17 protein-coding genes are annotated in these 25,117 nt (G+C 30.2%); 11 read left to right on the top strand and 6 right to left on the bottom strand.

Features of this window, described 5'->3' with window-relative positions:
* Positions 1-19: 19 nt before the first annotated feature.
* The 5 genes from hisH to hisG all read right to left on the bottom strand — a co-directional run bounded on the left by hisH (position 20) and on the right by hisG (position 5,167).
* Positions 20-598, bottom strand: a complete 579-nt coding sequence (gene hisH, locus B3R94_RS06955) for an imidazole glycerol phosphate synthase subunit HisH (protein WP_291099629.1) — start codon at positions 596-598, stop codon at positions 20-22.
* 83 nt (positions 599-681) lie between these two features.
* Complete coding sequence (gene hisB, locus B3R94_RS06950; RefSeq protein WP_291099626.1) at positions 682-1,815, bottom strand: bifunctional histidinol-phosphatase/imidazoleglycerol-phosphate dehydratase HisB; 1,134 nt, start codon at positions 1,813-1,815, stop codon at positions 682-684.
* Positions 1,816-1,890: 75 nt separating this feature from the next.
* On the bottom strand, positions 1,891-2,937 hold the full coding sequence (gene hisC / locus B3R94_RS06945) for a histidinol-phosphate transaminase (RefSeq protein ID WP_291099623.1): 1,047 nt from the start codon (positions 2,935-2,937) through the stop codon (positions 1,891-1,893).
* A gap of 14 nt (positions 2,938-2,951) precedes the next feature.
* A complete protein-coding gene (gene hisD, locus B3R94_RS06940; protein ID WP_219033861.1) occupies positions 2,952-4,238 on the bottom strand; it encodes a histidinol dehydrogenase in 1,287 nt (428 codons plus the stop codon).
* 71 nt (positions 4,239-4,309) lie between these two features.
* On the bottom strand, positions 4,310-5,167 hold the full coding sequence (hisG, locus tag B3R94_RS06935) for an ATP phosphoribosyltransferase (protein ID WP_125349882.1): 858 nt from the start codon (positions 5,165-5,167) through the stop codon (positions 4,310-4,312).
* A gap of 406 nt (positions 5,168-5,573) precedes the next feature.
* Between hisG and hflX the strand changes: the two genes are divergently transcribed.
* Together hflX and B3R94_RS06925 are read left to right on the top strand one after the other, a co-directional pair.
* Positions 5,574-6,800: a GTPase HflX gene (hflX, locus tag B3R94_RS06930; protein WP_291099621.1), complete on the top strand. Its 1,227-nt coding sequence runs from the start codon at positions 5,574-5,576 to the stop codon at positions 6,798-6,800.
* A 63-nt stretch (positions 6,801-6,863) separates the two neighbouring features.
* Entirely contained in the window at positions 6,864-7,571 is a 708-nt protein-coding gene (locus B3R94_RS06925) for a DNA alkylation repair protein (RefSeq protein ID WP_291099618.1), read from the top strand.
* Between the two features lie 59 nt (positions 7,572-7,630).
* On the opposite strand, the gene B3R94_RS06920 is transcribed toward B3R94_RS06925, so the two are convergent.
* On the bottom strand, positions 7,631-8,338 hold the full coding sequence (locus B3R94_RS06920; protein ID WP_038335010.1) for a Crp/Fnr family transcriptional regulator: 708 nt from the start codon (positions 8,336-8,338) through the stop codon (positions 7,631-7,633).
* Between the two features lie 75 nt (positions 8,339-8,413).
* On the opposite strand from B3R94_RS06920, the gene B3R94_RS06915 reads away from it, so the two are divergent.
* The 9 genes from B3R94_RS06915 (at position 8,414) to sprA (ending at position 25,095) form a co-directional block, all read left to right on the top strand.
* The gene (locus B3R94_RS06915) at positions 8,414-10,810 is read left to right on the top strand and encodes a heavy metal translocating P-type ATPase (RefSeq protein WP_291099616.1); all 2,397 of its coding nucleotides are present in this window, start codon (positions 8,414-8,416) and stop codon (positions 10,808-10,810) included.
* 80 nt (positions 10,811-10,890) lie between these two features.
* The gene (ccoS, locus tag B3R94_RS06910) at positions 10,891-11,055 is read left to right on the top strand and encodes a cbb3-type cytochrome oxidase assembly protein CcoS (protein ID WP_291099613.1); all 165 of its coding nucleotides are present in this window, start codon (positions 10,891-10,893) and stop codon (positions 11,053-11,055) included.
* On the top strand, positions 11,055-13,322 hold the full coding sequence (gene ccoO / locus B3R94_RS06905; RefSeq protein WP_291099610.1) for a cytochrome-c oxidase, cbb3-type subunit II: 2,268 nt from the start codon (positions 11,055-11,057) through the stop codon (positions 13,320-13,322). The genes ccoS and ccoO overlap by 1 nt, the downstream gene beginning before the upstream one ends.
* 196 nt (positions 13,323-13,518) lie before the next feature.
* Positions 13,519-14,466: a cbb3-type cytochrome c oxidase N-terminal domain-containing protein gene (locus B3R94_RS06900; RefSeq protein ID WP_291099607.1), complete on the top strand. Its 948-nt coding sequence runs from the start codon at positions 13,519-13,521 to the stop codon at positions 14,464-14,466.
* A 111-nt stretch (positions 14,467-14,577) separates the two neighbouring features.
* Positions 14,578-16,059, top strand: a complete 1,482-nt coding sequence (ccoG, locus tag B3R94_RS06895) for a cytochrome c oxidase accessory protein CcoG (RefSeq protein ID WP_291099604.1) — start codon at positions 14,578-14,580, stop codon at positions 16,057-16,059.
* A gap of 5 nt (positions 16,060-16,064) precedes the next feature.
* Entirely contained in the window at positions 16,065-16,508 is a 444-nt protein-coding gene (locus B3R94_RS06890; protein WP_291099601.1) for a FixH family protein, read from the top strand.
* Positions 16,493-17,209: a sulfite exporter TauE/SafE family protein gene (locus B3R94_RS06885; protein ID WP_291099598.1), complete on the top strand. Its 717-nt coding sequence runs from the start codon at positions 16,493-16,495 to the stop codon at positions 17,207-17,209. The genes B3R94_RS06890 and B3R94_RS06885 overlap by 16 nt, the downstream gene beginning before the upstream one ends.
* Positions 17,210-17,305: 96 nt before the next feature.
* Positions 17,306-17,887, top strand: a complete 582-nt coding sequence (gene ruvA / locus B3R94_RS06880; protein ID WP_291099595.1) for a Holliday junction branch migration protein RuvA — start codon at positions 17,306-17,308, stop codon at positions 17,885-17,887.
* Positions 17,887-25,095: a cell surface protein SprA gene (sprA, locus tag B3R94_RS06875; protein WP_291099592.1), complete on the top strand. Its 7,209-nt coding sequence runs from the start codon at positions 17,887-17,889 to the stop codon at positions 25,093-25,095. Before ruvA ends, sprA begins: the two co-directional genes overlap by 1 nt.
* The last annotated feature ends 22 nt before the right edge of the window (positions 25,096-25,117 follow it).

Here is a 25,117-nt window from a genome sequence, read left to right as displayed (position 1 = left end):
GTGTGTGAATTTATAATTACTATAAACTTAGAAAGTTTTTTAGTATTTGTTCTCCTATTCCTGCAGATTTCTCTGGGTGAAATTGAGTTGCGTAAAAATTATCTTTATGTAAAGCTGCTGAATATTCTAAAATATAGTCTGTTTTCGCGATCGTATATTCTGAATTTTCGCAATAAAAACTATGTACATAATAAATGTCGGAGTTCTCTTGAACGTCATTAAACAAAGGTGTTTTTAAGTCGTAAATCGTATTCCAGCCCATGTGAGGAACGATTTCGGTTGATGGAAATAACTTGACTTGAATAGGGAAAATTCCTAAACAATCGGTATTTCCTTCTTCCGAATAAGCGCACATTAATTGTTGTCCCAAGCAAATGCCTAAGGTTGGTTGTTTTAAGTTTTTAATGACTTTATCTAATCCTTTTACTTTTAAATAAGTCATTGCGGAACTTGCTTCTCCAACTCCAGGGAAAATTACTTTATCTGCATTTTTCAAGGTTTCAAAATCGTCTGTAATTATTGCTTCATAACCCAAACGAGTTACCGCATTGTACACCGATTTTACATTTCCTGCGTTGTATTTTACTATTGCTATCATTTTTTTAGTTCTAAGTTCTAAGTTCTAAGTCGTAAGGCATAAGGAAAAGAAAATCCTTAGAACTTATACCTTAAGACTTAAGTCTACAAAAGTCCTTTTGTTGAGGGTAAAATCATTTTTTCAGGATCGCGTTTTACAGCTACTTTAATGGTTTTTGCAAACGCTTTGAAAATCGCTTCTATTTTGTGATGTTCGTTTGTTCCTTCTGCTTTGATATTTAAGTTAGCTTTTGCTCCGTCTGTAAATGATTTGAAAAAGTGATAAAACATCTCAGTTGGCATTTGACCAATCATTTCGCGTTTAAAATCAGCTTCCCAAACTAACCAGTTTCTTCCGCCAAAATCAATTGCTGCTTGTGCTAAGCAATCGTCCATCGGTAAAGTAAATCCGTAACGTTCGATACCTAATTTATTTCCTAATGCTTGCGCAAAAACTTCACCTAAAGCAATAGCAGTATCTTCAATCGTGTGGTGTTCGTCCACTTCTAGATCTCCATCCACTTTTATCACTAAATCCATTTGTCCATGACGAGCGATTTGATCTAACATATGATCGAAAAAGTGAATTCCTGTCGAAATATCCGATTTTCCTGTTCCGTCAAGATTTAAATCAATTTTAATCTTTGTTTCATTCGTATTACGAACAATTGAAGCAGTGCGATTTTGAAGTTTTAAGAACTCGTAAATCTCTTTCCATGAAGTTGTTTTTAAAGCAATCGCATCATTTAATCCTTTGTTATCATTGATTTCGTCTGCGCCTAAAGCTTCATCATTCGCGATAAAAATTCCTTTTCCACCAAGATTTTGAGCTAATTTAACATCCGTTATTCGATCACCGATTACAAACGAATTTGTTAAATCATATTCAGGGTTATTGATATACTTTGTTAATAAAGCCGTTCCAGGTTTACGCGTTGGCGCATTTTCATGAGCAAAAGTTTTATCAATGTAAATATCCTCGAATTTCACCCCTTCATTTTCGAAAGCTTTCACCACGAAATTCTGTATTGGCCAAAATAATTCCTCAGGATTTGCAGGTGTTCCTAAACCATCTTGATTGGTTACCATCGCCAATTCGTAATCCAATTCTTTTGCAATTTTACCTAAATAAGTAAATGCTTCTGGATAGAATTCTAGTTTCGAAAAGCTGTCGACTTGGTAGTCTTCGGGTTCCAAAATCAAGGTTCCGTCGCGGTCGATGAATAGTATTTTTTTCATAATTTTATATTTACGATTTACAATTTTTGATTTACGAATGACAGAAATCGTCAATCGTAATTCAAGAATCATAAATTAAATTATTTTAAGTGTTTGTATTAATTTTTGGTTTTCCTCTTCTGTTCCAATCGTTATTCTTAAACAGTTTTGACACAAATCATCGTTGTTTCGATTTCGAATAACAATTCCTTTTTCAACCAATTGATTGTAACGTTTGTTCGCATTATCTACTTTAATTAAAATGAAATTCGCATCGCTTGGATAGATTTTTTCTACAAATGAAATCTCAATTAAAGCAGTTTCTAAAACTTCTTTTTGTTCGATAATTGTATTTGTAACAGCTATCACTTTATCGTAATCGCTTAAAATTTCAATCGCTTTTAATTGCGTTAATTGATTAATATTATAAGGCGGTTTGATTTTATTCAAAACATACACAATTTCTTGTGAAGCATACAAAATTCCTAAACGAATTCCAGCTAAACCAACCGCTTTTGATAAAGTTTGTGTAACAATAACGTTTGGATAATTTTTGATTTCTTCTATCCAAGACGTTTCTGTAGCGAAATCAATATAAGCTTCGTCGATAATCACTAATCCATTGAAACGATTTACAATTTCTAAAATAGTTTCTCTTTTGATGATTTCTCCTGTTGGATTATTAGGAGAGCATAAAAAAATCATTTTTGTATTTTCATCTACTTTTGAGAAAATATCTTCGATGTTTGGTTGAAAATCTTCTTTGTTTAATAACGATTTTCGGTATTCAATAGCATTTAAATTCGCTAAAACACCATACATTCCATAGGAAGGTGAAATCGCAATAACATTATCTTGATTCGGTTCGCAAAATGCTCGGAAAATTAAATCTAACACTTCGTCACTTCCATTTCCTAATAGAATCTGATTTGCAGGAAAGTTTTTGATTTCACTTAAAATCGATTTTACATTACGTTGTAAAGGATCAGGATAACGATTCAATCCATTATTGAAAGGATTTTCGTTCGCATCCAAGAAAACGAAATCGTTATTTATTTCTTGAAATTCGTCACGAGCTGATGAATAAGCTTTCAGCGTTTTTACGTTAGGACGAATGATGTTATTTATGTTGAATGAATTCATGTACGATTTTTGATTTACGATTTTAGATCATTTAGTCTTAAGGTTACTGCATTTTTGTGCGCAAATAACTCTTCGGCTTCAGCCATTAATTCGATTGCTGGACCAATGTTTTGAATTCCTTCTGCTGATAATTTCTGAAACGTGATTTTCTTGATAAAACTATCAAACGAAACTCCTGAATAATTTTTTGCATAACCATTAGTTGGCAAAGTGTGATTGGTTCCTGAAGCATAATCACCAGCCGATTCACACGAATAATTTCCTAAGAAAACTGAACCTACATTAATAATTTTATCGATATAATTTTCAGCCATTTCGCAAGCGAAAATTAAATGTTCAGGTGCATAAATATTTGAAAAAGTTACACATTCTTCGATAGAATTTAAAACAATTCCTTTTGAATTTTCTAACGCTTTAGTCGCTAATTCTTTTCTTGGCAGAACTTCTAATTGAGCATTGATTTCTTCAATCGTTTCATTTAATATTTGTTCGTTTGTTGTTAATAAAATCACTTGTGAATCGATTCCGTGTTCGGCTTGTGATAATAAATCGGCAGCCACATATTTAGGAACCGAAGTTTCATCTGCAATCACTAAAACTTCGCTTGGACCAGCAGGCATGTCGATGGCTACACCAAAGTTTTGAGCAACTTGTTTTGCTGCAGTTACATATTGGTTTCCTGGACCGAAAATTTTATCCACTTTTTGAATCGTTTCTGTTCCAAAAGTTAACGTTCCAATCGCTTGAATTCCGCCAACTTTGTAGATTTTTTCAATTCCGATTAAGTTCGCAGTATATAAAATTGCAGGGTGAATTTTTCCTTCTTTATTTGGAGGTGTACATAAAATAATATTTTGGCAACCAGCTAATTTAGCAGGAATTCCTAACATTAAAGTTGTAGAAAATAACGGAGCTGTTCCACCTGGAATATAAATTCCAACATTTTCGATACCGCGAGATTCTCTCCAACAATTTACTCCTTTTGTGGTTTCAATAACTTTTACTTCTTCACGTTGTTCAGTGTGAAACTTCTCAATATTAGAAGCTGCTAATTGAATTGCTCCTTTTAATTCTTCAGAAATTAAAGTTTTTGCTTCTTCAATTTCTTGAGTAGAAACTTCTAAAGAAGTTAGCTTAACTTGATCAAATTTTTCTGTAAAATCAATTAAAGCTTGATCTTTCTCGGTTTGAATTTTTCCAAAAATATCTAAAACTATTTCTTGTAAATCTTGTGCTTCTTTCGTTGGTCGAGCTGTTAACGTAGACCAATCTGAAAGTTGAGGTTTGATATATGTTTGCATTTTGTTACGAATTACGATTTTAGAATTACGAATTACGATTCAATCGTAAATTGTAAATCGTCAATCAAAAATTATAAAATCATTTTTTCAATTTCTAGTACTAAAATTCCTTCAGCACCCAAAGCTTTCAATTGCTCGATGATGTCCCAAAAAGTATCTTCTTTAATTACAGTGTGGATTGATGACCAACCTTTTTCGGCAAGTGGTAAAACTGTTGGAGATTTCATTCCGGGTAACAAAGCAATGATTTCTTCTAACTTTTCGTTGGGCGCGTTTAATAAAATATATTTGTTCTCAGAAGATTGTTTTACCGCTTCAATTCTAAATAAAAGACGATCTACAATTGCTTGTTTTTCATTGTCGAGATTTTTGTTAGAAATTAAAACTGCTTGTGATTCAACCACTGTTTCCACTTGTTTCAAACCATTTGTTAATAATGTTGAACCTGTAGAAACGATGTCAAAAATAGCATTTGCCAAACCGATACTTGGAGCAATTTCTACGCTTCCACCAATTTCTTCAATCTTAACGTTGATACCTTTTTCTTGGAAAAATTTTTGTAAAATACGTGGATAAGAAGTGGCAATTTTTTTGTCTTGAAAATAACTTAAATCTGTATAAGCTTCATCTTTCGGAATAGCTAAACAAAGTTTACAACCTGCGAATCCTAATTGACGAATTTGAGTGACATTTTTATCTTTTTCCCAAACTTCATTTTCTCCTAAAATACCGATGTCAGCAACGCCTTGTTCTACATATTGTGAAATATCGTCGTCTCGTAAGAATAAAACTTCGATAGGGAAATTTGGAGATTCGGTTCTTAATTTTCGATTACTTGTAGAAATTTTAATTCCGCAATCTTTCAATAATTCGAGTGATTTTTCACTTAATCGACCACTTTTCTGAATGGCTATTTTTAATTTACTCATTTTTAATGTTTTATATTTTTTAAGTTTGAGTAAATCGATGATTAAATCTTGAAGTAACAAAAAATCCCGTTCGATTTACTCAAACGGGATTTAGATATTGTGATAAAATCATTACATACCACTATCTGCTCGCTTGAGTGCAAGTATGATGGTGATGATGATGTAATTGATTTTTGTACATTTTTACTTTTTTGTTGGAACAAATGTAGAAAGGAAATTTTAATTGACAATAGATTTTTTGAAAATTAGTAAATAAACTTGTTATTAATTATGAAAACCTTATTTTTTTCTATTTTTATCCAAAAGAACTCAAATATTTATTGAGTTTTATTGATTTGATTAATTCTCAATATTTTATAGAAAGTTCGGTTACATCCAAAACTTTCTTTTATTTTTGCAGTAATATATGTTAGAAAAACAAGAAGCACAATACGAAAAAGTAGTTTTAGTTGGGTTGATTACACGTGAACAATCCGAAGAAAAACTGACGGAATATATGGACGAATTGGAGTTCTTAGCTTATACAGCTGGAGCGACAGTTGGAGAACGTTTTACGCAAAGGATGGATAAACCTGATTCTAAATTCTTTGTAGGAAGCGGGAAATTAGATGAAATCACAGCTTTTGTCGAAGAATATGATATTGATACAGTTATTTTTGATGATGAATTAACGCCTTCTCAGTTGAAAAACATTGAGAAAGTTGTCAACAAAAAAATCATCGATCGTACACAATTGATTTTAGATATTTTTGCTCAACGTGCACAGACTTCTTATGCACGTACGCAAGTAGAATTGGCTCAATACCAATATTTATTACCGCGATTAACACGAATGTGGACGCACTTAGAGCGTCAGCGTGGTGGAATTGGTATGCGTGGTCCTGGTGAAACTGAAATTGAAACGGATAGACGTATTATTCGTGATCGAATTACGTTATTGAAAGAGAAATTGAAAGGAATCGATAAGCAAATGGCTACTCAACGTAAAAATCGTGGTGCATTGGTGCGCGTTGCGTTGGTTGGGTACACGAATGTTGGGAAATCAACGTTGATGAATGTTTTATCGAAATCTGAAGTTTTTGCCGAAAATAAATTATTTGCAACATTAGATACAACGGTTCGAAAAGTGGTGATTGGTAATTTACCTTTCTTATTAACGGATACAGTTGGGTTTATTCGTAAATTGCCTACACAATTAGTAGAATCGTTCAAATCTACGTTAGATGAGGTTCGCGAAGCAGATTTGTTAGTGCATGTTGTGGATATTTCGCATGCAAGTTTTGAGGATCATGTGAATTCTGTGAATCAAATTTTAGCTGAAATAGAGTCGAAAGAAAAACCAACGATTATGGTTTTCAATAAAATTGATAATTTTTCTTATATCAAACAAGATGAAGATGATTTATCTGAAAAGAAATTTGAAAATTATTCGTTAGAAGATTGGAAACGTACGTGGATGGCGAAAACAGATTATCCGACATTGTTTATTTCGGCAACGGAAAAAGATAATTTAGAAGATTTGCGCAAAACGGTTTATGAAGAAGTGAAAGAAATTCACATGAAACGTTTTCCTTATAATAACTTCCTTTTTCAGTATTATGATGAGGAAGAAGAAAATAATTCGGAAGAATAAAGATAGAAAGAGTTCAGTTTTTGGACTCTTTTTTTTGTTAACTTCAACATCTATTGATAAAATATGATAGAGCAATTAAAATCAACTTTGCAAGATTTAGCGGACGAAGAAAAAGCGAAAATTATGATGCGTTTTTTCAAAACTGGAAAAGGAGAATATAGCGAAGGAGATATTTTTCTTGGGATTTCTGTTCCGAATCAGCGTTTGATTGCGAAAGAATTTTATCAACAAGTTTCATTAAATGACATCAAAAATTTATTGAATTCCAATATTCACGAATATAGATTAACAGCTTTATTGATATTGGTTTCGAAGTACGAAAAATCAAAAGACGAACTTGTAAGAAAAGAAATTATCGATTTTTATCTTGCTCAAACTTCTCAAATCAACAATTGGGATTTGGTTGACACAAGTTGTTATAAAATTTTGGGACATTATTGTTTTCATCAAAAACGAGAAGAATTGCTTTTTGAATTGGCAGATTCAGATGATTTGTGGGAAAAACGAATTGCAATTGTATCAACGATGTATTTTATCAAACAAAAATCATTTTCAATTGTTCCAGAAATTGTGTTGAAAAATCTTAATCATTCGCACGATTTAATGCATAAAGCAAATGGTTGGATGTTGCGTGAAATGGGAAATATGAACGAAGAAAAGTTGATTGAGTTTTTGGACGAATATACATTACAAATGCCAAGAACGACGTTGAGATATGCGCTCGAAAAAATTGATCCAATTCTCAAAGATTATTATATGAAATTGAAATAGTTTGCATAAAAAAAAGTCGCTCACTGAGCGACTTTTTATTTTATATCAAGAATAAATTCTTACAAAATAACATGACCTAATTTTGTCAATTTTTGATGATCTAAAACTTTGATTTTTCTTCCTTCAACTTCGATTAATTCATCAGTTTTGAATTCAGAAATCAAACGAATTGCAGATTCTGTTGCTGTTCCAATCAAATTTGCCATTTCTTCGCGTGTCAACGAAATGTTGATAAATCCGTCTTTGTCTGTTCCTAATTTTCCTTCTAATAAAATTAAAACTTCAGCCAAACGTTCGCGAACTGTTTTTTGTGCTAAATAAGTGATTGTTCTTGCATATTCTCCCAAATCTTTTGCAATTCTTTGTAAAATATTGAAAGCTAATTTTGGATTAACTTCTAATAATTTTAAGAAGAATTTTTCTGGAATATAATATATTTCAACTGCCGTCATTGCGGTTGCAGATGCACCAAAAACTTCTTGACTTAAAATTGAGCGATAACCGATAATGTCACCTTCGTTGATAAAACGTAGAATTTGCTCTTTTCCATTAAAACCAATTTTGAACAACTTAGCAGTTCCTTTCATGACGCAATATATACCTTTTGGTGTGTGACCTTCTTGGATAATTTCGTCTCCTTTTTTTAGGTTGATGATTTTCTTTTCTTGCTCAAACTCCAATAATTCTTCCTTACTAAAAACCCCGAAAGACTCTGGGCTATCAAACATCGCTTTAATCGATACTACATTCTCATTAAACTCTGACATATCTTGTTGTTATGACTTAATTCATACAAAGTTAACGTTAATTCTGATAAAAGGAAAGTAATTTTGTAAAATAGTATGGAAGAGAATTGTTTTCACTGTGGTCAACGGATTGAAGAAGAGGTTATTCAGTTCGATGAAAAGGATTTTTGTTGTCAGGGTTGTAAAACGGTTTACGAGATTTTAAACGTAAATAATCTAAAAGATTATTACGACCTTAATCGTAATGCAGGTTTGCGTCCTGATGGGAAAAGTAATCATCAATTTGATTTTCTTAATACAAAGGAAATTTTTGATAAAGTGGTTGATTTTTCAGATGATGGAGTTTCTGTTGTTTCATTTTTTGTACCTGTTATGCATTGTACGTCTTGTGTTTGGTTATTAGAAAGTTTAAATACAATAAATCCAAATATAATTTCTTCAAATGTTAATTTTACTCAAAAGACAGTTCAAATTACCTACAAAGATGCAAATCTTAAGTTAGGAGATTTAGCTCGTTTTATAACTAATTTAGGTTATAAACCATCAATAAATTTAAAAAGTTTAGATAAGAAGAAAAAGAGTAAAGTAGATCGTTCTCTTGTCTCAAAACTTGTTATAGCAGGTTTTTGTTTTGGTAATATAATGTTGTTATCTTTTCCAGAGTATGTAGAAGTTTTTGGAAATGTAAAAGAACAATGGTTAGACCAAAATAAAGGATATTTTCGTTGGACAATGTTTGCATTATCATTACCAGTTTTCTTTTATTCTTCTACCGATTATTTTGTATCTGCTTGGCAAGGTATTAAAAATAAATATATTAACATAGACGTCCCTATTGCTTTAGGAATTATTGTTATAATGTTTAAATCGACTTATGATATCGTATTTGATATTTCTCCAGGTTATTTTGATACTTTAGCTATGTTACTATTTTTAATGTTAACAGGAAAATGGTTTCAACAACAAACAATGCAGGCTTTAGCATTTGATAGAGATTATAAATCATTTTATCCTATTGCAGTAGCTAAATTGATTGATGGACGAGAAGAAGCCATTTTGTTATCAGAATTAAAAAAAGGAGATAGAATATTAATTAGAAATGAAGAAATTATTCCTGCAGATGCTATTTTGATGAGAGGTGAAGCTATGATAGATAACTCTTTTGTAACAGGAGAATCTAGATTAATTTCAAAAAAAGCAGGTGATAAAATTTTTGCAGGAGGAAAACAGTCTGGTCATGCAATAGAATTAGAAGTAATTTCTGATGTTAACCAAAGTTATTTAACTCAATTATGGAACAATGATGCTTTTCATAAAGAAGAATCTGAATTAAATGCTTTAACAAATAAGATAAGTCATTATTTTACATTAACTATTCTATTTATCACAGCTTTATCAGCAATATACTGGTATACAGTGGATTCTTCGAAAATACTACAAGTTGTTACATCTATACTTATTATTGCTTGTCCCTGTGCATTGGGATTATCTTCTCCATTTATCTTAGGACATATGATGAGAATATTTGGAAATAGAAAATTCTATGTCAAAAATACATCTACCATAGAGAGAATGGAAAAAATAACTGATATAGTATTTGATAAAACTGGAACCATTACAGAAAGTGAAGACACTAAAGTTTCTTATGAAGGAGAAGAATTATCTGATTATCATAAAAAATTAGTAAAAGCTTTAATAAAAAATTCAAGTCATCCATTAAGTAGAGCTTTGTATAAAAAACTAAATGTTTCTGATGATCTAACAATTATTAATTATAAAGAATATATTGGTAAAGGACAAGAAGGAGAGGTTGATGGACATATTATAAAAGTTGGTTCTAGATCTTTTCTTGATGTTATTTTTAATGATTTAAGATTAAACCAGTCTCAAGTTTATATATCGATTGATAATAAAGTTTTTGGTAAGTTTGTTTATACAAATAGGTATAGAGAAGGATTGTCTGATTTGTTAAATAAATTAGGTAATTATAAATTACACGTTTTGTCTGGAGACAATGATTCTGAAAAAGAATATTTAGAAAAAATATTTCCCCAAGATTCAAAATTAGTGTTTAATCAATCACCTTCTGATAAATTGGATTACATCAAATTATTAGAAACTAAAGGTAAAAAGGTTATGATGATTGGTGATGGATTAAATGATGCCGGAGCTCTAAAACAAAGTTCTGTTGGAATATCAATATCAGAAGATATAAATAGTTTTTCTCCATCGTGTGATGGAATCTTGGATGCTAAAAGTTTTAAACATATTCCAAGATTTTTAAATTTATCAAAGCAAACTATGAAATTTGTTAAAATAGCTTTTTTAATAAGTTTTTTATATAATATTGTAGGATTAAGTTTTGCAGTATCAGGTTATTTACAACCTGTTGTAGCTGCTATATTAATGCCAATTAGTTCTATATCAGTTTTAATATTTGCAACAGCTAGTACTAGAATAGCAGATAAATTAACAAAATGGAATTTAGATTGATTTTAAATTAGGTGTAAGTACTAAACCTCTTGCTAAAATCATTATGATAAGAACTTATGAGGTTGTAATTTTGTGAAGCTATGGGGATATTATTATTGATGATATTAGTTAGTGTTTCTTTAGGAGCATTATTTCTTTTTTTATTCTTTTTAGGATATAAAAAAGGACAATTTGATGAAGATGAATCTCCAGCAGTAAGGATGTTAAAGGATGATAAAAAAAATAAAGATAAAATCGACTCATAATGCAAATGCAGACTTTTAGTTACGATAATAAGATCGTAAAGTATTTTCTATATGCCACATTGTTTTGGGCAGTTATGGCATTTTTCTTTGGTGTATTGGTTGCAACATTGTTGTTTTTTCCTACTTTACCAGAATATATCTTCGGATCTGATGATGGTACAATAGGAGGGAATATTCAAGGTTTAATTAATTCTCAAGGAAAACTAGGGTTCGGTAGATTAAGAATGATTCATACAACATTTGCAGTTTTTGCATTTGTTGGGAATACTTTTTTTACTGGAGCATATTATTCATTACAACGTTTGTTAAAAACAAGGATGTACAGTGATGTTTTAAGCTGGATCGTTTTTTGGGGTTGGCAATTGTTTATTGTATTATCGTTTGTAACATTCATTCTAGGTTACAATACTTCAAAAGAGTATGCTGAACATGAATGGCCTATTGATATCTTAATCGCTTTGGTTTGGGTGTTATTTGGTATGCAAATGTTTTTAACAATTTCTAAGCGACGCGTACGTCACTTATATGTAGCAATTTGGTTCTATATTGGAACTTGGGCAGCAATTACAATGTTACATGTTTTTAATAATTTAGAAATTCCAGTAACATTTAGTTTAACAGCACCAAAATCTTATTCTCTTTATTCAGGAGTTCAAGATGCATTAGTACAATGGTGGTATGGACATAATGCAGTTGCATTTTTCTTAACAACACCTATACTAGGTTTAATGTATTATTTTGTGCCAAAAGCGGCTAATAGACCAGTGTTTTCATACAAATTGTCTATTATTCACTTCTGGTCTTTAATTTTTATATACATTTGGGCTGGACCTCACCATTTATTATACACATCATTACCAGGTTGGGCTCAAGCTTTAGGGACAGGTTTCTCAATTATGTTAATTGCTCCATCTTGGGGAGGTATGTTAAATGGATTACTAACATTAAGAGGTGCATGGGATAAAGTAAGAGAAAATCCTGTGTTGAAATTCTTTGTAGTTGCACTTACTTGTTATGGTATGGCAACATTTGAAGGACCAATGTTAGCAACTAAAACACTTAATAAAATTGGACACTTTACAGATTGGGTACCAGCTCACGTACATGTAGGTACTTTAGGATGGAATGGATTTATAGCATTTGGTGTAGTATACTATTTAACTCCAAAATTATTTAATACAAAATTAGCTTCTGTGAAAATGGCTAATGCTCACTTCTGGATTGGTACTTTTGGTATTTTATTTTGGGTTATCCCAATGTATGTTGCAGGATGGACTCAAGGTTTAATGTGGAAACAATTTGCACCAGATGGAACATTAGAATATGGTAACTTCTTACAAACAGTTACAATTCTTAAAAAATGGTTATACCCATTACGTGCTTTTGGTGGAACTCTATATTTAATCGGATCTATTTTAATGATTATTAATGTTATTAAAACAGTAAAATCTGGTTATTTTGTTGCTAATGAAGAAGCAGAAGCTCCTGCTTTAGCTCCTAAAACAGCATCTCGTACTCAAGGCGAAGGTGTTCACTCTTGGATTGAAAGAACTCCAGTAATAATGACAATTGGAGCAGTTTTAACATTAGCAATTGGAGGTTTAGTAGAAATTGTACCAACAATTGTTGTTAAATCTAATGTACCTACAATAGCAAGTATAAAACCTTATACTCCTCTAGAATTAGAAGGACGTGATTTATATATTAGAGAAGGATGTAATGCTTGTCATACACAAATGGTTCGTCCTTTCCGTGATGAAGTAAAACGTTATGGAGAATACTCTAAAGCTGGAGAATTCGTATATGATCACCCATTCTTATGGGGATCTAAAAGAACAGGTCCAGATTTACATCGTGAAGGAGGTAAAAATCCAGATGCTTGGCATTATAAACACATGTGGAATCCTCGTTCAACTTCTGACGGATCAATTATGCCTCGTTACCCTTGGTTAATTGATAATAAATTAAACCGTGAGTTGACTCGTGATAAAATGAAATCTATGGTTGCTTTAGGTGTTCCTTACCAACAAGAAGATTTTGATAGTATGAAAATCTCTATGGACAAACAAGCTTTAACTATTGAGCAAACAATCTTTAAAGATGCATCAGATTTGAAAGAATTATATGCTAAAAAAGAAGCTGAAGCTAAAAAAGAAGGTAAAGAATTTGTTCCTTTAAGAGATCGTGAGATTACAGCATTAATAGCATTCCTACAAAGACTAGGAACAGATATTAAAGCAGATCAAATAGAGACAGCAAGTAACTAATGTTAAAATATTATAAAGAATTCCTTTCTCAGTATGAGTATGCATCTGTATTGCAGACGCTAATATTATTAGCTTTCATAGCGGTTTTTGTTACTATTTTTATAAAAGTAATAAATAAACCAAAGGATTATTATGATCATAATGAAACTGAAGGATTAGATTTAGAATCAGAAGAGAAAGAAAAAAATAATACAAAATGAGACAACGTACCCCGGCTTATATTTTTATTCCATTAACGCTATTAGCAGTTATTTTAGCGTTTACAATGGTGACGCCAGTAGATGTAGTGCCAGAACCTGGATTTCAAGGTATGATGCACAATCTATTTGAACATCTTAAACATGTTTTTGCTCAAGGAGTTTTTTGGGCTGTTTTAGCAATATCTCTTGTAATGCTTTTAATTATTAATGCTTTAAATAAAGTTGTTGAAGCAGAAAAATTTAAAAGATTATCTGAAATTGAGCAAAAGAAGTATTTGGAAGATGGTAAAATAGGATATTTTAAAAGACTATTTAGTAGTGCTTCTAAAAAACAATCTGATAAAGAAGAAGAAGCTATTATTCTAGATCATGGATTTGATGGAATTAAAGAATTAGATAATGCTTTACCACAATGGTGGTTATCTTTATTCTATTTTGGTGTAGTATTCATGATTGTTTATGTAATGGCTTATAGTTTTACAGATTTTGCTCATCCAGATGCTGAATATCAAGAAGAAATGACTTACAAAGATAAGCAAGATAGTATTTGGGCTGTAGCTAATGATATTGACATTACTGGAGCTGTAAACAAATCAAATGATCCTGCTATTGTAGAACAAGGTAAAAAAATCTTCGAAGAGAAATGTGTTCAATGTCATATGGAAGGAGGAAAAGGAGGTATTGGTCCTAACTTGACTGATGATTACTGGGTAAACCATGTTGAAGATAGTTTATTCAAAAATATCTATCATATTGTTTACAACGGTTCTCCTCATAATCCAACAATGCGTCCTTTTGGTCAACGTAAAGAATTATCTGGTTTAGCAATTGAAAAAGTAGCTTCTTATGTTTACTATATCAATCAAAAAGAACCAACTAAGACAGTTGCTGAAGGTGCTGCTGCTCCTCAAGGAGATTTAATGGAAGCATGGAAACAAAAATAATTTAGAATTGTTTTAGATAACGATTTAAAACAAATATCACATTAAAGAGAGCTTATTTATAAGCTCTCTTTTTATTTTTAGTCGTAAATTTGTATACTAAAATACACAGAAATGAGTGTTCAAAATTCTGATTCAAAAGATGAATTTAATTTAGATGACCATTTGAATGAAAATAGTCAGATGAATGAAGATGTTCGTACAACTATTAGTACAATGGAAAAAACAGGTGAGCGCAAATGGGTTTACCCTAAGAAGCCACGTGGAAAATTTACTAATTATAGGACATATGTAAGTTATGTATTATTAGTAATACTAATTTTGACTCCTTTCTTAAAATTACCTAACGGTAATCCTCTTTTTAAATTTGATGTTTTACATAGTCAATTCATTATTTTTGGATTTCCTTTCTTTACATCTGATTTCTTTCTACTAGCTTTAGGAATGATAACAACCATTATATTTATTGTTTTATTTACTATGGCTTATGGTAGATTGTTTTGTGGTTGGGTTTGTCCTCAAACTATTTTCTTAGAAATGGTATTCAGAAAAATTGAATACGCAATAGAAGGAGATAGAGCAAAACAGATGAGATTAGATAAACAAGAATGGGATGAAGAAAAAATACGTAAAAAATTATTAAAATGGACAATTTTTGCTATTATATCTTTTATCATTGCAAATGTATTTTTAGCTTATATAATAGGAGCTGATGATTTGTATGCTATTATAAAAGATGGTCCTGTAGATAATTTAGGAACTTTATTTGGACTGATTTTCTTTTCTGCTATGTTTTATTTTGTTTTTGCATGGTTTAGAGAACAAGCTTGTACTTTGGTTTGTCCTTATGGTCGTTTTCAAGGAGTTTTAATTGATGCACATACAATTAATGTTTCTTATGATTTTAAACGTGGAGAAGGGACGTCAGGAAGATCTAAATTTAAAAAGAACGAAGATAGAAAAGCTGAAGGTAAAGGTGATTGTATTGATTGTGGTCAATGTGTTGCTGTTTGTCCAACAGGAATTGATATTAGAGATGGAATACAATTAGAATGTGTAAATTGTACTGCTTGTATAGATGCTTGTGATGAAGTTATGCTAAAAGTTGGTTTACCAACAGGATTAATTCGTTATGCATCTGAAGATGATATTAAGCGTGGAGAAAAATTTAAATTTACAAAAAGACTAGCTGCATATACTTTTGCACTTTTAATTTTGATAGGTGCTATGACAGCATTTTTATTTTCACGTTCAGATGTAGAATCAAAATATTTAAAAGTTCCCGGAACAGATTATAAAGTTGAAGGACAATATTATGTAAATCAATTTGAATATACACTTTATAACAAAACAAACAAAGATCAAGTTGTAAGCTTAAAACTTTTATCTCATGCAAATTCAAAAGTGGAAATGTATGAAGGAGTTAATAAATTGAATTTAAATAAAGGTCAAATAATCCAAGGTAAATTCTTTTTGAAAATACCTACAAATGAGGTTAAATCTTACAAAGAAAAAATTGTAATAGGTTTAGTTAATGAAAAAGGAAAAGTTATAGACAAATACGAAACGAGCTTCTCAGCTCCATTCAAATATTAATAATTATGAAATTTACTTGGGGACATGGTGTTGTAGTAGCATTAGGATGTTTTATTATTTTTATTTTATCTCTTTTATATTTCGCTGGTGAAACAGGAGGTATGGTAACTGATAATTATTACGAAAAAGAATTGCATTTTCAAGATGAAATTAATTCAGAAAAAAGAGCAAATGCATTAAAGGAAAAACCAGAAGTAATTGTACAAGCAAATGGTTTTTTATTTCAATTTCCAGTGTCAACTTCAGCTGATTTTTCTGGTGATATATATTTATTGCGTAACGAAGATGAAACAAAAGATATTAAAGAAACTATAAAATTAAATGATAGAAAAAATTTCTTAATATCTTCTGTTAAGCTAAAAGACGGAGTGTACGAATTAACTTTAAATTGGAAAGAAAATAATCAAACTTATTTGATTAAAAAATCCATCAGATGGATATCTCAATAATATTAATAGCAATTTCTATAGGTCTTACATCTTCTTTACATTGTGTAGGAATGTGTGGACCTATTGCTTTGTCTCTCGGTTTAGATGCTAAAGATAAACTGAAATTTACTTTAAGAAATATGACTTATCAATTAGGTCGTATTACAACTTATTCTTTACTTGGTGCATTATTAGGTTTAATAGGAGAATCTTTTTCTTTTGTTGGTTTACAAAACTATTTAAGTATATTTATAGGTGTAGTCATGATTATTATGGTTATGATACCGAAATTTTATGAAAATGGAGCAACTCAACTTAAGCCAATAAATGCTCTTATGTTAAAAGTTAAGATTACTCTAGGTAAATATTTAATTAAGAAAAATTCCTCTTCACTTTATATAATTGGTTTATTGAACGGTTTATTACCTTGCGGTATGGTATATGCATCATTAACTGCTGCAATTGGTCTAGGTTCAGTGTATAAAAGTGTCTTATTTATGTTTTTTTTTGGATTAGGTACCTTACCACTAATGTTTGCTACAGTTTTATTTGGTAATTTTTTATCCGTGAAACAAAGACAAACAATTCTAAAAATTTTACCAATAATAACTTTAATATTAGGCGTACTATTTATTCTTAGAGGATTAGAGCTTAATATCCCATATATTTCTCCATCAAAAGGTTCATTACAATTAAATAGTTTAGATGATCATTGTATGTAATTCTTTTTCTGAAAATTAACATTTGTTTTTATATTTGTAAAATAAATCTTAAAATTTTCGTTTTACACTTTCAGTGTCATAATTAAACTTATAAAAATGATAACACAATTAAGAGGTAAATTAATTGAAATTTACCCTACAAATGCTGTAATTGATTGTAATGGAGTAGGATATTGGGTTAATATATCTCTTAATACTTATTCTAGTCTTGAACACGAAGAAGCTGTTACAATTTTCACACATTTCGTAGTTAGAGAAGATGCTCAAATTCTTTATGGTTTTGCAACTAAATTGGAAAGAGAAATTTTTCAGAAATTAATTAGCGTTAATGGTGTAGGTCCTGCCTCTGGTATGATGATTATTTCAACTTTATCATCAAAAGAAATCGCTTCTGCAATAGCAACAGATGATGTTAAATTATTACAAAGTGTAAAAGGTATTGGAGCAAAAACAGCACAAAGAATAATAATTGATTTAAAAGATAAATTGGATCAAAGTTTAATTTTAGATGTTAATACAGTATCATCTAAAAATAAATCTAAAAATGAAGCGTTATCTGCTTTAGAAGTTTTAGGAATTCCTAAAAAAACTGCCGATAAAATTATGGATATGATATTAAAAGAATATCCTGAATCAGATGTTGAATTTTTAGTAAAAGAAACCTTGAAAAAGATTTAATGAAAATTAAATACAACCTTAAACCTATATATAAAAGTTTATCTATAATTATTTTTTACTTACTTATTTTCGTAGGATGTAATGTTATAGTTAAAGCCCAAGAAATTGATACTTTAAAATTTCCTATTAGGGATCAAAAAGGAGGATTATTTCTAGATAATCAAATTAAATATGACGTAGAGTATGATCCTTTATTTCGTCAATATATTTTGTACCCAAAAATTGGTACTAGTTTAGTTTCTGAACCAATTTATCTAACAAGAACTGAATATTTAGAACTCGTACAGAATGAAGATATGAAAGGCTACTTTCGTCAAAAATCTCAAACAAATGATCAATATTTTAGAGAACAAAGATTTGGAGATAATTTAGGAAAAAAAGGAAGTAATATATTACCAAGTTTTAGAGTGAAATCTAAAGCCTTTGAAACAATTTTTGGAGGAACAGAGATTTCTTTAACTCCTCAAGGATATGCTAATTTAGATTTAGGAGTATTTCTTCAAAAAATAGATAATCCAACATTGCTACCACAAAATAGGAATACGCTTACAATGGATATTAATCAACGTATGCAATTAAGTATTCTTGGTAAAGTAGGAGAAAACTTGCAATTGAAGGTAAATTATGATACTCAAGCAGGTTTTGGGTTTGAAAATCAAATGAAACTTCAATGGAGGAAAGCATTAGCAACAAAAAGTGACCCTTTCAAAGGTGAGGATAATATTCTTCAAAATGTAGAAGTTGGAAATATTTCTATGCCCCTTAGTACTTCTTTAATTACTGGTGCTCAATCGCTTTTTGGAGTTAGAACTGATCTTAAATTTGGAAAAACAAATGTTACTGCTGTATTTTCTGAACAGAGATCAGAATCTAAAAATATTGTTGTTCAAGGTGGGGGAGCAATGACTGATTTTAAGATTGCTGCTGAAAAATATGAGTATAATAGACACTTTTTTTTAGGACAATATTTTAGAAATAATTATGATAGAGCTCTATCTAATTATCCAGCTATAAATAGTAATATAAATATACAACGTATAGAAGTATGGAAAATAGATAAAACAGGTGGTAACCAGCAAAGTAGGCGTTCTATTATAGCTTTAAGAGATATTGCAGAAAGTAATGGTGTTCCAAATAATGTAAACAACCCTCTTTATAATTCTATAAAGTCTCAAAACTTTAATTCAATCAGTGATGCAAGAAATTTCTTAAATTCATATTCTTATAATGGAGAGCAATTTCAAGATGGAGAAAACTTTGTCGTAAATGAAAATGTAAGAAAATTAGATGCTTCTGAATATACATTTTATCCAAAATTAGGATATATATCTTTAAATACTCCGTTGGTTGATGGAGATGATTTATTAGCTGTTTCTTTTCAATATTCTCTAAGTTCTGATCCTACAAAATTATATTCTGTAGGTCAAATGTCTGATGAAACAGCATTACCTCTTATTACAAAATTAGTAAAACCTAATTCTGTTGTTAACGTAAATTCTCCTTCATGGGATTTAATGATGAAAAATATTTATTCATTAAATGCTTATGGTCTTTCTAGTGAAGATTTTTTATTAAATATTAATTTTAAAGATAATGGAGAACAATCTTCTGGTAAATTAAATTATTTACCAAATTCAGCAGTTTCTGAACAATCTTTATTACAAGTTTTAAATATGGATAGATTGAATTCGAACGGTCAATTACAACAAAACCCTGACGGTAGTTATGGTGATGGATTATTTGATTTTCAATCAGGATTAACAATAGATACTGAAAGAGGAAATATTGTTTTTACATCTGTAGAGCCTTTTGGTAAATATTTAGATAATAAGTTAAAAGGTCAAAATCAAGAATATGTTTTTGAACAAATTTATAAGCAATTACCAAATACATTATCAGGAGAAAAACTTGCAAACAGATATACATTAGAAGGTAGATATAAAGGGACAGTTTCTGATGGAATTCCATTAGGAGCTTTCAATGTTCCACAAGGTTCTGTAAAAGTGACTTCAGGAGGAGCTACATTAACAGAAGGAGTAGATTATACAGTAGATTATCAATTAGGTCGTGTAAAAATTATAAATGAACAATTAAAAAATTCTGGTGCTGCCATCAATGTAAGCTTAGAAAATCAATCTACATTTAATTTGCAGAAAAAACGTTTTATAGGTTTGAATGTAGAACATAAATTTAGTGATAAATTTATGTTAGGAGGTACATTAATTAATTACCAAGAACGTCCAGTTACACAAAAAACTCAATTTGGATCAGAACCAGTTAATAATACAATTTTTGGTTTAAATACCCAATATAATTCTGAGGCTGAATGGTTAACTAGATTAACAAATAAAATTCCAGGAATCAAGACAGATCAAATGTCAAATATTACAGTTCAGGCAGAAGCAGCTTATTTAATGCCTGGTGTAAATAAGGTTACAGATGGATATTCTTATATTGATGATTTTGAAGAAGCTCAATCACGTATTAGTCTATTAGATGTAACTTCATGGAAATTTGGTTCAACGCCAGGAAAACCTGCAGGTTATTCTTTAAATAACTTTCACCCATTTTTCCCTAATGGAAATAAAAATGATGATTTATCATTTAACAATGGTAGAAAGATGCTTTCTTGGTATAATATTGATCCACGTTTTTATGGATTAAGTGGAAGTAAGCCGTTAACTGATCAACAAATGTCAACAAATAAATCTCGTCGAGTAAAATTGAAAGAGATTTTTAATCAAATGGATGTTATGGCTGGAACAAATTCATACATCAATACATTAGACATGACATTTTATCCAGACGAAAGAGGTCCATATAATGTAAATCCAAATGCTACAGATACAAAAAATTGGGGAGCAATGATGCGTCCAATTACTGTATCTAATTTTAAAGATTCAAATGTTGAATACGTTGAATTTTGGATGATGGATCCTTATGCTGATGGAGATGGAGGAGATGGAGAATTATTGCTTCATTTAGGAAATGTTTCAGAAGATATTCTGAAAGATGGAGAAATGATGTACGAAAATGGTTTACCTCACTCAAATAATGGTGCAAGTACTGTGGAAACGAACTGGGGGGTTACACCACAATTAAATCCTATATTGTATGCATTTGATACCGATGGACAAGCAAGAAAAGAACAAGATTTAGGTTTTAATGGATTAACTGATCAGCAAGAAGCACAAAAATATGGAATATCAAGTAATAACATTGTTACAGGAGAATTAGATCCTGCAAATGATAATTATTTATTTTACTTAGATGATAGATATAATTCTGCTCCTATAGGAAATACTGTTCAAGGTCGTTACAGATTCTTCCGTAACCCACAAGGGAATAATTCAACAGACAATCCGTTAAATGCATCTTCTTTAGTACCTGATACAGAAGATATAAATGGAGATTTTAATTTAGATCAAACAGAAAATTATAATCAATATACATTCAAGATAACTAGACAAAGTTTAGCTGATACAGAAAATAATTTTATTGTTGCTAGAAAAGAAGTTGATGCTGAATTTCCTGATAAGACAACTAAAAAAGTAAAATGGTATCAAGTAAGAATACCAGTTGATAGCTATGATTTAGATATTGATGGAGATGGTGTTGAGGAATTAAATAATCCAACTTCTATTTCTCAAGCAGAAAGTGTTCTTAATTCTGTTCGTTTTATGCGTGTTGTAATGAGAGGATTTCAAGAACAAACAACTTTACGTTTTGGTACATTTGACTTAGTTCGTTCTGAATGGAGACGTTATCCAAAAAATATTTATCCTTACATTATAAGTAATCAAGAAGGTTATGAAAATGATGTAAATGTTGGAGATTTAGAAATAGGAGAAGTTAGTGTAGAACGTAACTCTACAGATAGACCAGCATATATGATTCCTCCAGGAGTTAATCGTCAACAAATACAAGGAACAACAGGTTTTCAATTACAAAATGAAGCTTCTATGACAATGAAAGCTAAATTTAAGCCTGGTAGTACATCAAAAGCTATTTTTAAGAATACAAATCTAGATTTAAGAAGATATAAAAAATTACAAATGTTTGTATCTGCTCAAAATCTTTTAGATAGAACTTCTAATGCAGTAGATAATGGGACAAAATTATTTATTCGTTTAGGTAGCGATTATACAGATAACTACTACGAATATGAGATGCCTCTAAAATATACACCTCAAAGTTCTACTACAGAAAGTGCAGTTTGGCCAGATGATAACTTTATAAATTTAACAACAGATTTATTTACAGATGCCAAGAAAAAAAGAGATTTAGATAATTTTAGTACATTACAACGTTACAATTATCCATTTGATACAGATAATCCAAATAAGACTGTTTATGTAAAAGGTCGACCAACGCTTGGTAATGTATCTTCTATTATGATTGGAGTTCGTAACACATCAGGAGCATCAGATAAAGAAGTATTGTTATGGATTAATGAATTACGTTTAGGAGAAATTGATAATAAAGGTGGTTATGCAGGGTCAGCAAATATTCAATTTAATTTAGGTGATTTTGCAAATGTTCAAGTTTCAGGAAATACAAGTTCTGTTGGTTTTGGAGCGATAGATCAAGGACCTTCATCTAGAAATCAAGATCAAACAATACAATATGCTTTAAATACAGAAGTAAAACTAGACAAGTTTTTACCTAAAAAATGGGGAATGGAAATTCCATTTAATTTTACAATTCAAGAAAATTTTGTTGATCCTAAATACAATCCTTTAGATAATGATATAATTTTTGATGAAGCTCCAAATAAAAATGAATTGAAGAAAGTCGTAAGAACGTATACACAATTCAAAAGTTTTGCTTTTAATAATATTCGTAAGGTTAGAAGTACAAATAGTAACACTCCTATACGTTTTTATGATCCATCTAATTTCTCTGTCTCTATGATGTATTCAGATAATTATTATAGAGATATATATACTCAGTATAATATTACTCAACAAATGAGAGCTTCTGTAAATTATAACTTTGCATTTAGAGGGAAATCTTACGAACCATTTAAAAAGTGGAGACCTGTACAACCTCAACAAGAGTCAAGTAAATATTTACAATTTATAAGAGAATTTAATATTAATCCGTTACCAACACGTTTCTCTTTCCGTACAGAAATTGCAAGAACATACAGTGAAAGACAATACAGAGATATTAGTCAATATTTAGGAGGAGGAAGTTCTAGTTTGATTCGTCCAACTTATAGTAATAATTTCTTATTTAATTGGCAATATAATTTAGGATTTGATTTAACTAAATCCTTACGTCTGGATTTAACTTCATCTACGATGACATTAAATGATGGAAGTAATTTCCAAAGAGCAGATCAAAAATTAATTTGGCAAAATATGTTCACAGTTGGTAGACCAGTACAATATGATCAACAATTTCAGATTAATTATAAACTTCCATTAAAGTTCTTTCCTTATTTAAATTGGATAAATATGGAAATAGGATTTACATCTAATTATAATTGGATTGCAACTTCTACAGCAAGTCGTACTTTTCAAACAGATGTACTTGATGCTAATGGAGCTCCAGTATTAGATAGTGAAGGTAATACAGTTACTCGTATTGCTAATTTAGGTAATGGTACAGCACAGAATTCTAATTCAATTAATTATATTGGAGATATGGATTTCACAAGATTCTACCAAGAATTTAAAGGTTATAAACGTTATGATTCTATTTTAAGAGGGAGAAGGGCAGAAGTAGATTCTCTAAATTCTGTTTATACAGAATTATTCTCTAAAAAGAGAAGAATGAATAAAAAGTCAAAATACAAATTCAAAAATAAATTTACAGTAAAAGATTATGGTTGGATGGTTCTTTCTTCATTAAAAAGAGCAAACTTCACATTCAATCAACGTAATGGAGCTGTAATTCCAGGATTATTATATGAACCAGGATTTTTTGGAGTTAATGGTTCTAATGGTCCATCTTTAGGGTTTGTTTATGGGACACAATTTGATATAAAAAGTCAATTGATACAAAAAGGATTAATAGTTGGAGATGAATTAATGACAGAAGCATATCAACTTACCAAAGGATCAGACTTTAATGGGACAATGCTTATAGAACCAATGCCTGATCTTAGAATAGATTTAAATGTTAAGCGATCTAAGGATAAGCGATTATACCACTCAGGATTTAATTTAGCTACTCCAAATCCTTATATTGATGAATTAGTAAATCTTAATATATCAACAATTAGTATTAATACATCTTTTAAAAATGGAGATGCAATTTTTCAACAATTCTTATCAAATTTACAGACAATATCTAATCGTTTAGGGAATGCTAGAGGAATTACAGATAGAGATGTTATGGGATATTATGAAGGATTTAATGCAAGAAACTCAGATGTACTTATGCCTGCCTTCTTAGCTGCAGTACAAGGTAAAAATGCAAATTCTAGTAAATTAGGTTATAATAGATCTATACCTATTCCTAACTGGAGAATTGGTTATACAGGATTAAAATCAATTCCAGTTATTAATAAGTACTTTGATAATATAGAGATTTCAAGTGCATATAGTTCAACATATACAGCTTCTGGTGTTCAATCAAATCCAAATTATGCATTAGATGCTAATGTATTATTAGGTGGACAAGTGACAGGGAAAGATGCTAATGGAAATTATTACGCAAAGAATATTTATGGTGCAATAACAATGATAGAACAATTTTCTCCATTGTTAGGTGCTGATTTAACATTCCGTAATAATATGCAATTAAGAGCGCAATATAACAGAGATCGTTTGTTGTCTTTAAGTACAACTAATTTTACTTATACAGAAGATTATGGATCTGAATTTATTTTTGGTCTTGGATATATTTTCAAAGATTTTAAAATGAAAATTCGTTATCAAGGTAATCAAAAAACAATAAAAGGGGATCTTAATATTCGTGCTGATTTATCAATAAGAGATAATAAAACAACTATCAGAAAAATTATATATAATTTTGATGATACTTTGAATCCTAATACACCAACAAGTTTATATGGAGATTCTCAGATTACGGGAGGACAACGTATCACATCATTTAAATTAACAGCAGATTATAATATTAGTCAAAATCTTAATTTACGATTTTATTGGGATCAAATGATGAGTAAATACAAAATTTCAACAGCATTCCCAATTTCTCAAATTCGTACGGGATTAAGTGCTACCTTTACATTTTAATAAATAGACAAAATTAATAAAC

This window comes from Empedobacter sp. UBA7611, assembly GCF_002484365.1.
In the GTDB taxonomy this organism is placed as follows: Bacteria; Bacteroidota; Bacteroidia; order Flavobacteriales; family Weeksellaceae; genus Empedobacter; species Empedobacter falsenii_B.
Note: the sequence above shows the minus strand (reverse complement) of the source record. Positions and strands in the feature narration are given on the sequence as shown.

Excerpts from the sequence above, each read along its gene's own strand:
- hisH (WP_291099629.1), bottom strand. The coding sequence starts at position 598 with ATGATAGCAATAGTAAAATACAACGCAGGAAATGTAAAATCGGTGTAC.
- hisB (WP_291099626.1), bottom strand. The coding sequence starts at position 1,815 with ATGAAAAAAATACTATTCATCGACCGCGACGGAACCTTGATTTTGGAA.
- hisC (WP_291099623.1), bottom strand. The coding sequence starts at position 2,937 with ATGAATTCATTCAACATAAATAACATCATTCGTCCTAACGTAAAAACG.
- hisD (WP_219033861.1), bottom strand. The coding sequence starts at position 4,238 with ATGCAAACATATATCAAACCTCAACTTTCAGATTGGTCTACGTTAACA.
- hisG (WP_125349882.1), bottom strand. The coding sequence starts at position 5,167 with ATGAGTAAATTAAAAATAGCCATTCAGAAAAGTGGTCGATTAAGTGAA.
- hflX (WP_291099621.1), top strand. The coding sequence starts at position 5,574 with ATGTTAGAAAAACAAGAAGCACAATACGAAAAAGTAGTTTTAGTTGGG.
- B3R94_RS06925 (WP_291099618.1), top strand. The coding sequence starts at position 6,864 with ATGATAGAGCAATTAAAATCAACTTTGCAAGATTTAGCGGACGAAGAA.
- B3R94_RS06920 (WP_038335010.1), bottom strand. The coding sequence starts at position 8,338 with ATGTCAGAGTTTAATGAGAATGTAGTATCGATTAAAGCGATGTTTGAT.
- B3R94_RS06915 (WP_291099616.1), top strand. The coding sequence starts at position 8,414 with ATGGAAGAGAATTGTTTTCACTGTGGTCAACGGATTGAAGAAGAGGTT.
- ccoS (WP_291099613.1), top strand. The coding sequence starts at position 10,891 with ATGGGGATATTATTATTGATGATATTAGTTAGTGTTTCTTTAGGAGCA.
- ccoO (WP_291099610.1), top strand. The coding sequence starts at position 11,055 with ATGCAAATGCAGACTTTTAGTTACGATAATAAGATCGTAAAGTATTTT.
- B3R94_RS06900 (WP_291099607.1), top strand. The coding sequence starts at position 13,519 with ATGAGACAACGTACCCCGGCTTATATTTTTATTCCATTAACGCTATTA.
- ccoG (WP_291099604.1), top strand. The coding sequence starts at position 14,578 with ATGAGTGTTCAAAATTCTGATTCAAAAGATGAATTTAATTTAGATGAC.
- B3R94_RS06890 (WP_291099601.1), top strand. The coding sequence starts at position 16,065 with ATGAAATTTACTTGGGGACATGGTGTTGTAGTAGCATTAGGATGTTTT.
- B3R94_RS06885 (WP_291099598.1), top strand. The coding sequence starts at position 16,493 with ATGGATATCTCAATAATATTAATAGCAATTTCTATAGGTCTTACATCT.
- ruvA (WP_291099595.1), top strand. The coding sequence starts at position 17,306 with ATGATAACACAATTAAGAGGTAAATTAATTGAAATTTACCCTACAAAT.
- sprA (WP_291099592.1), top strand. The coding sequence starts at position 17,887 with ATGAAAATTAAATACAACCTTAAACCTATATATAAAAGTTTATCTATA.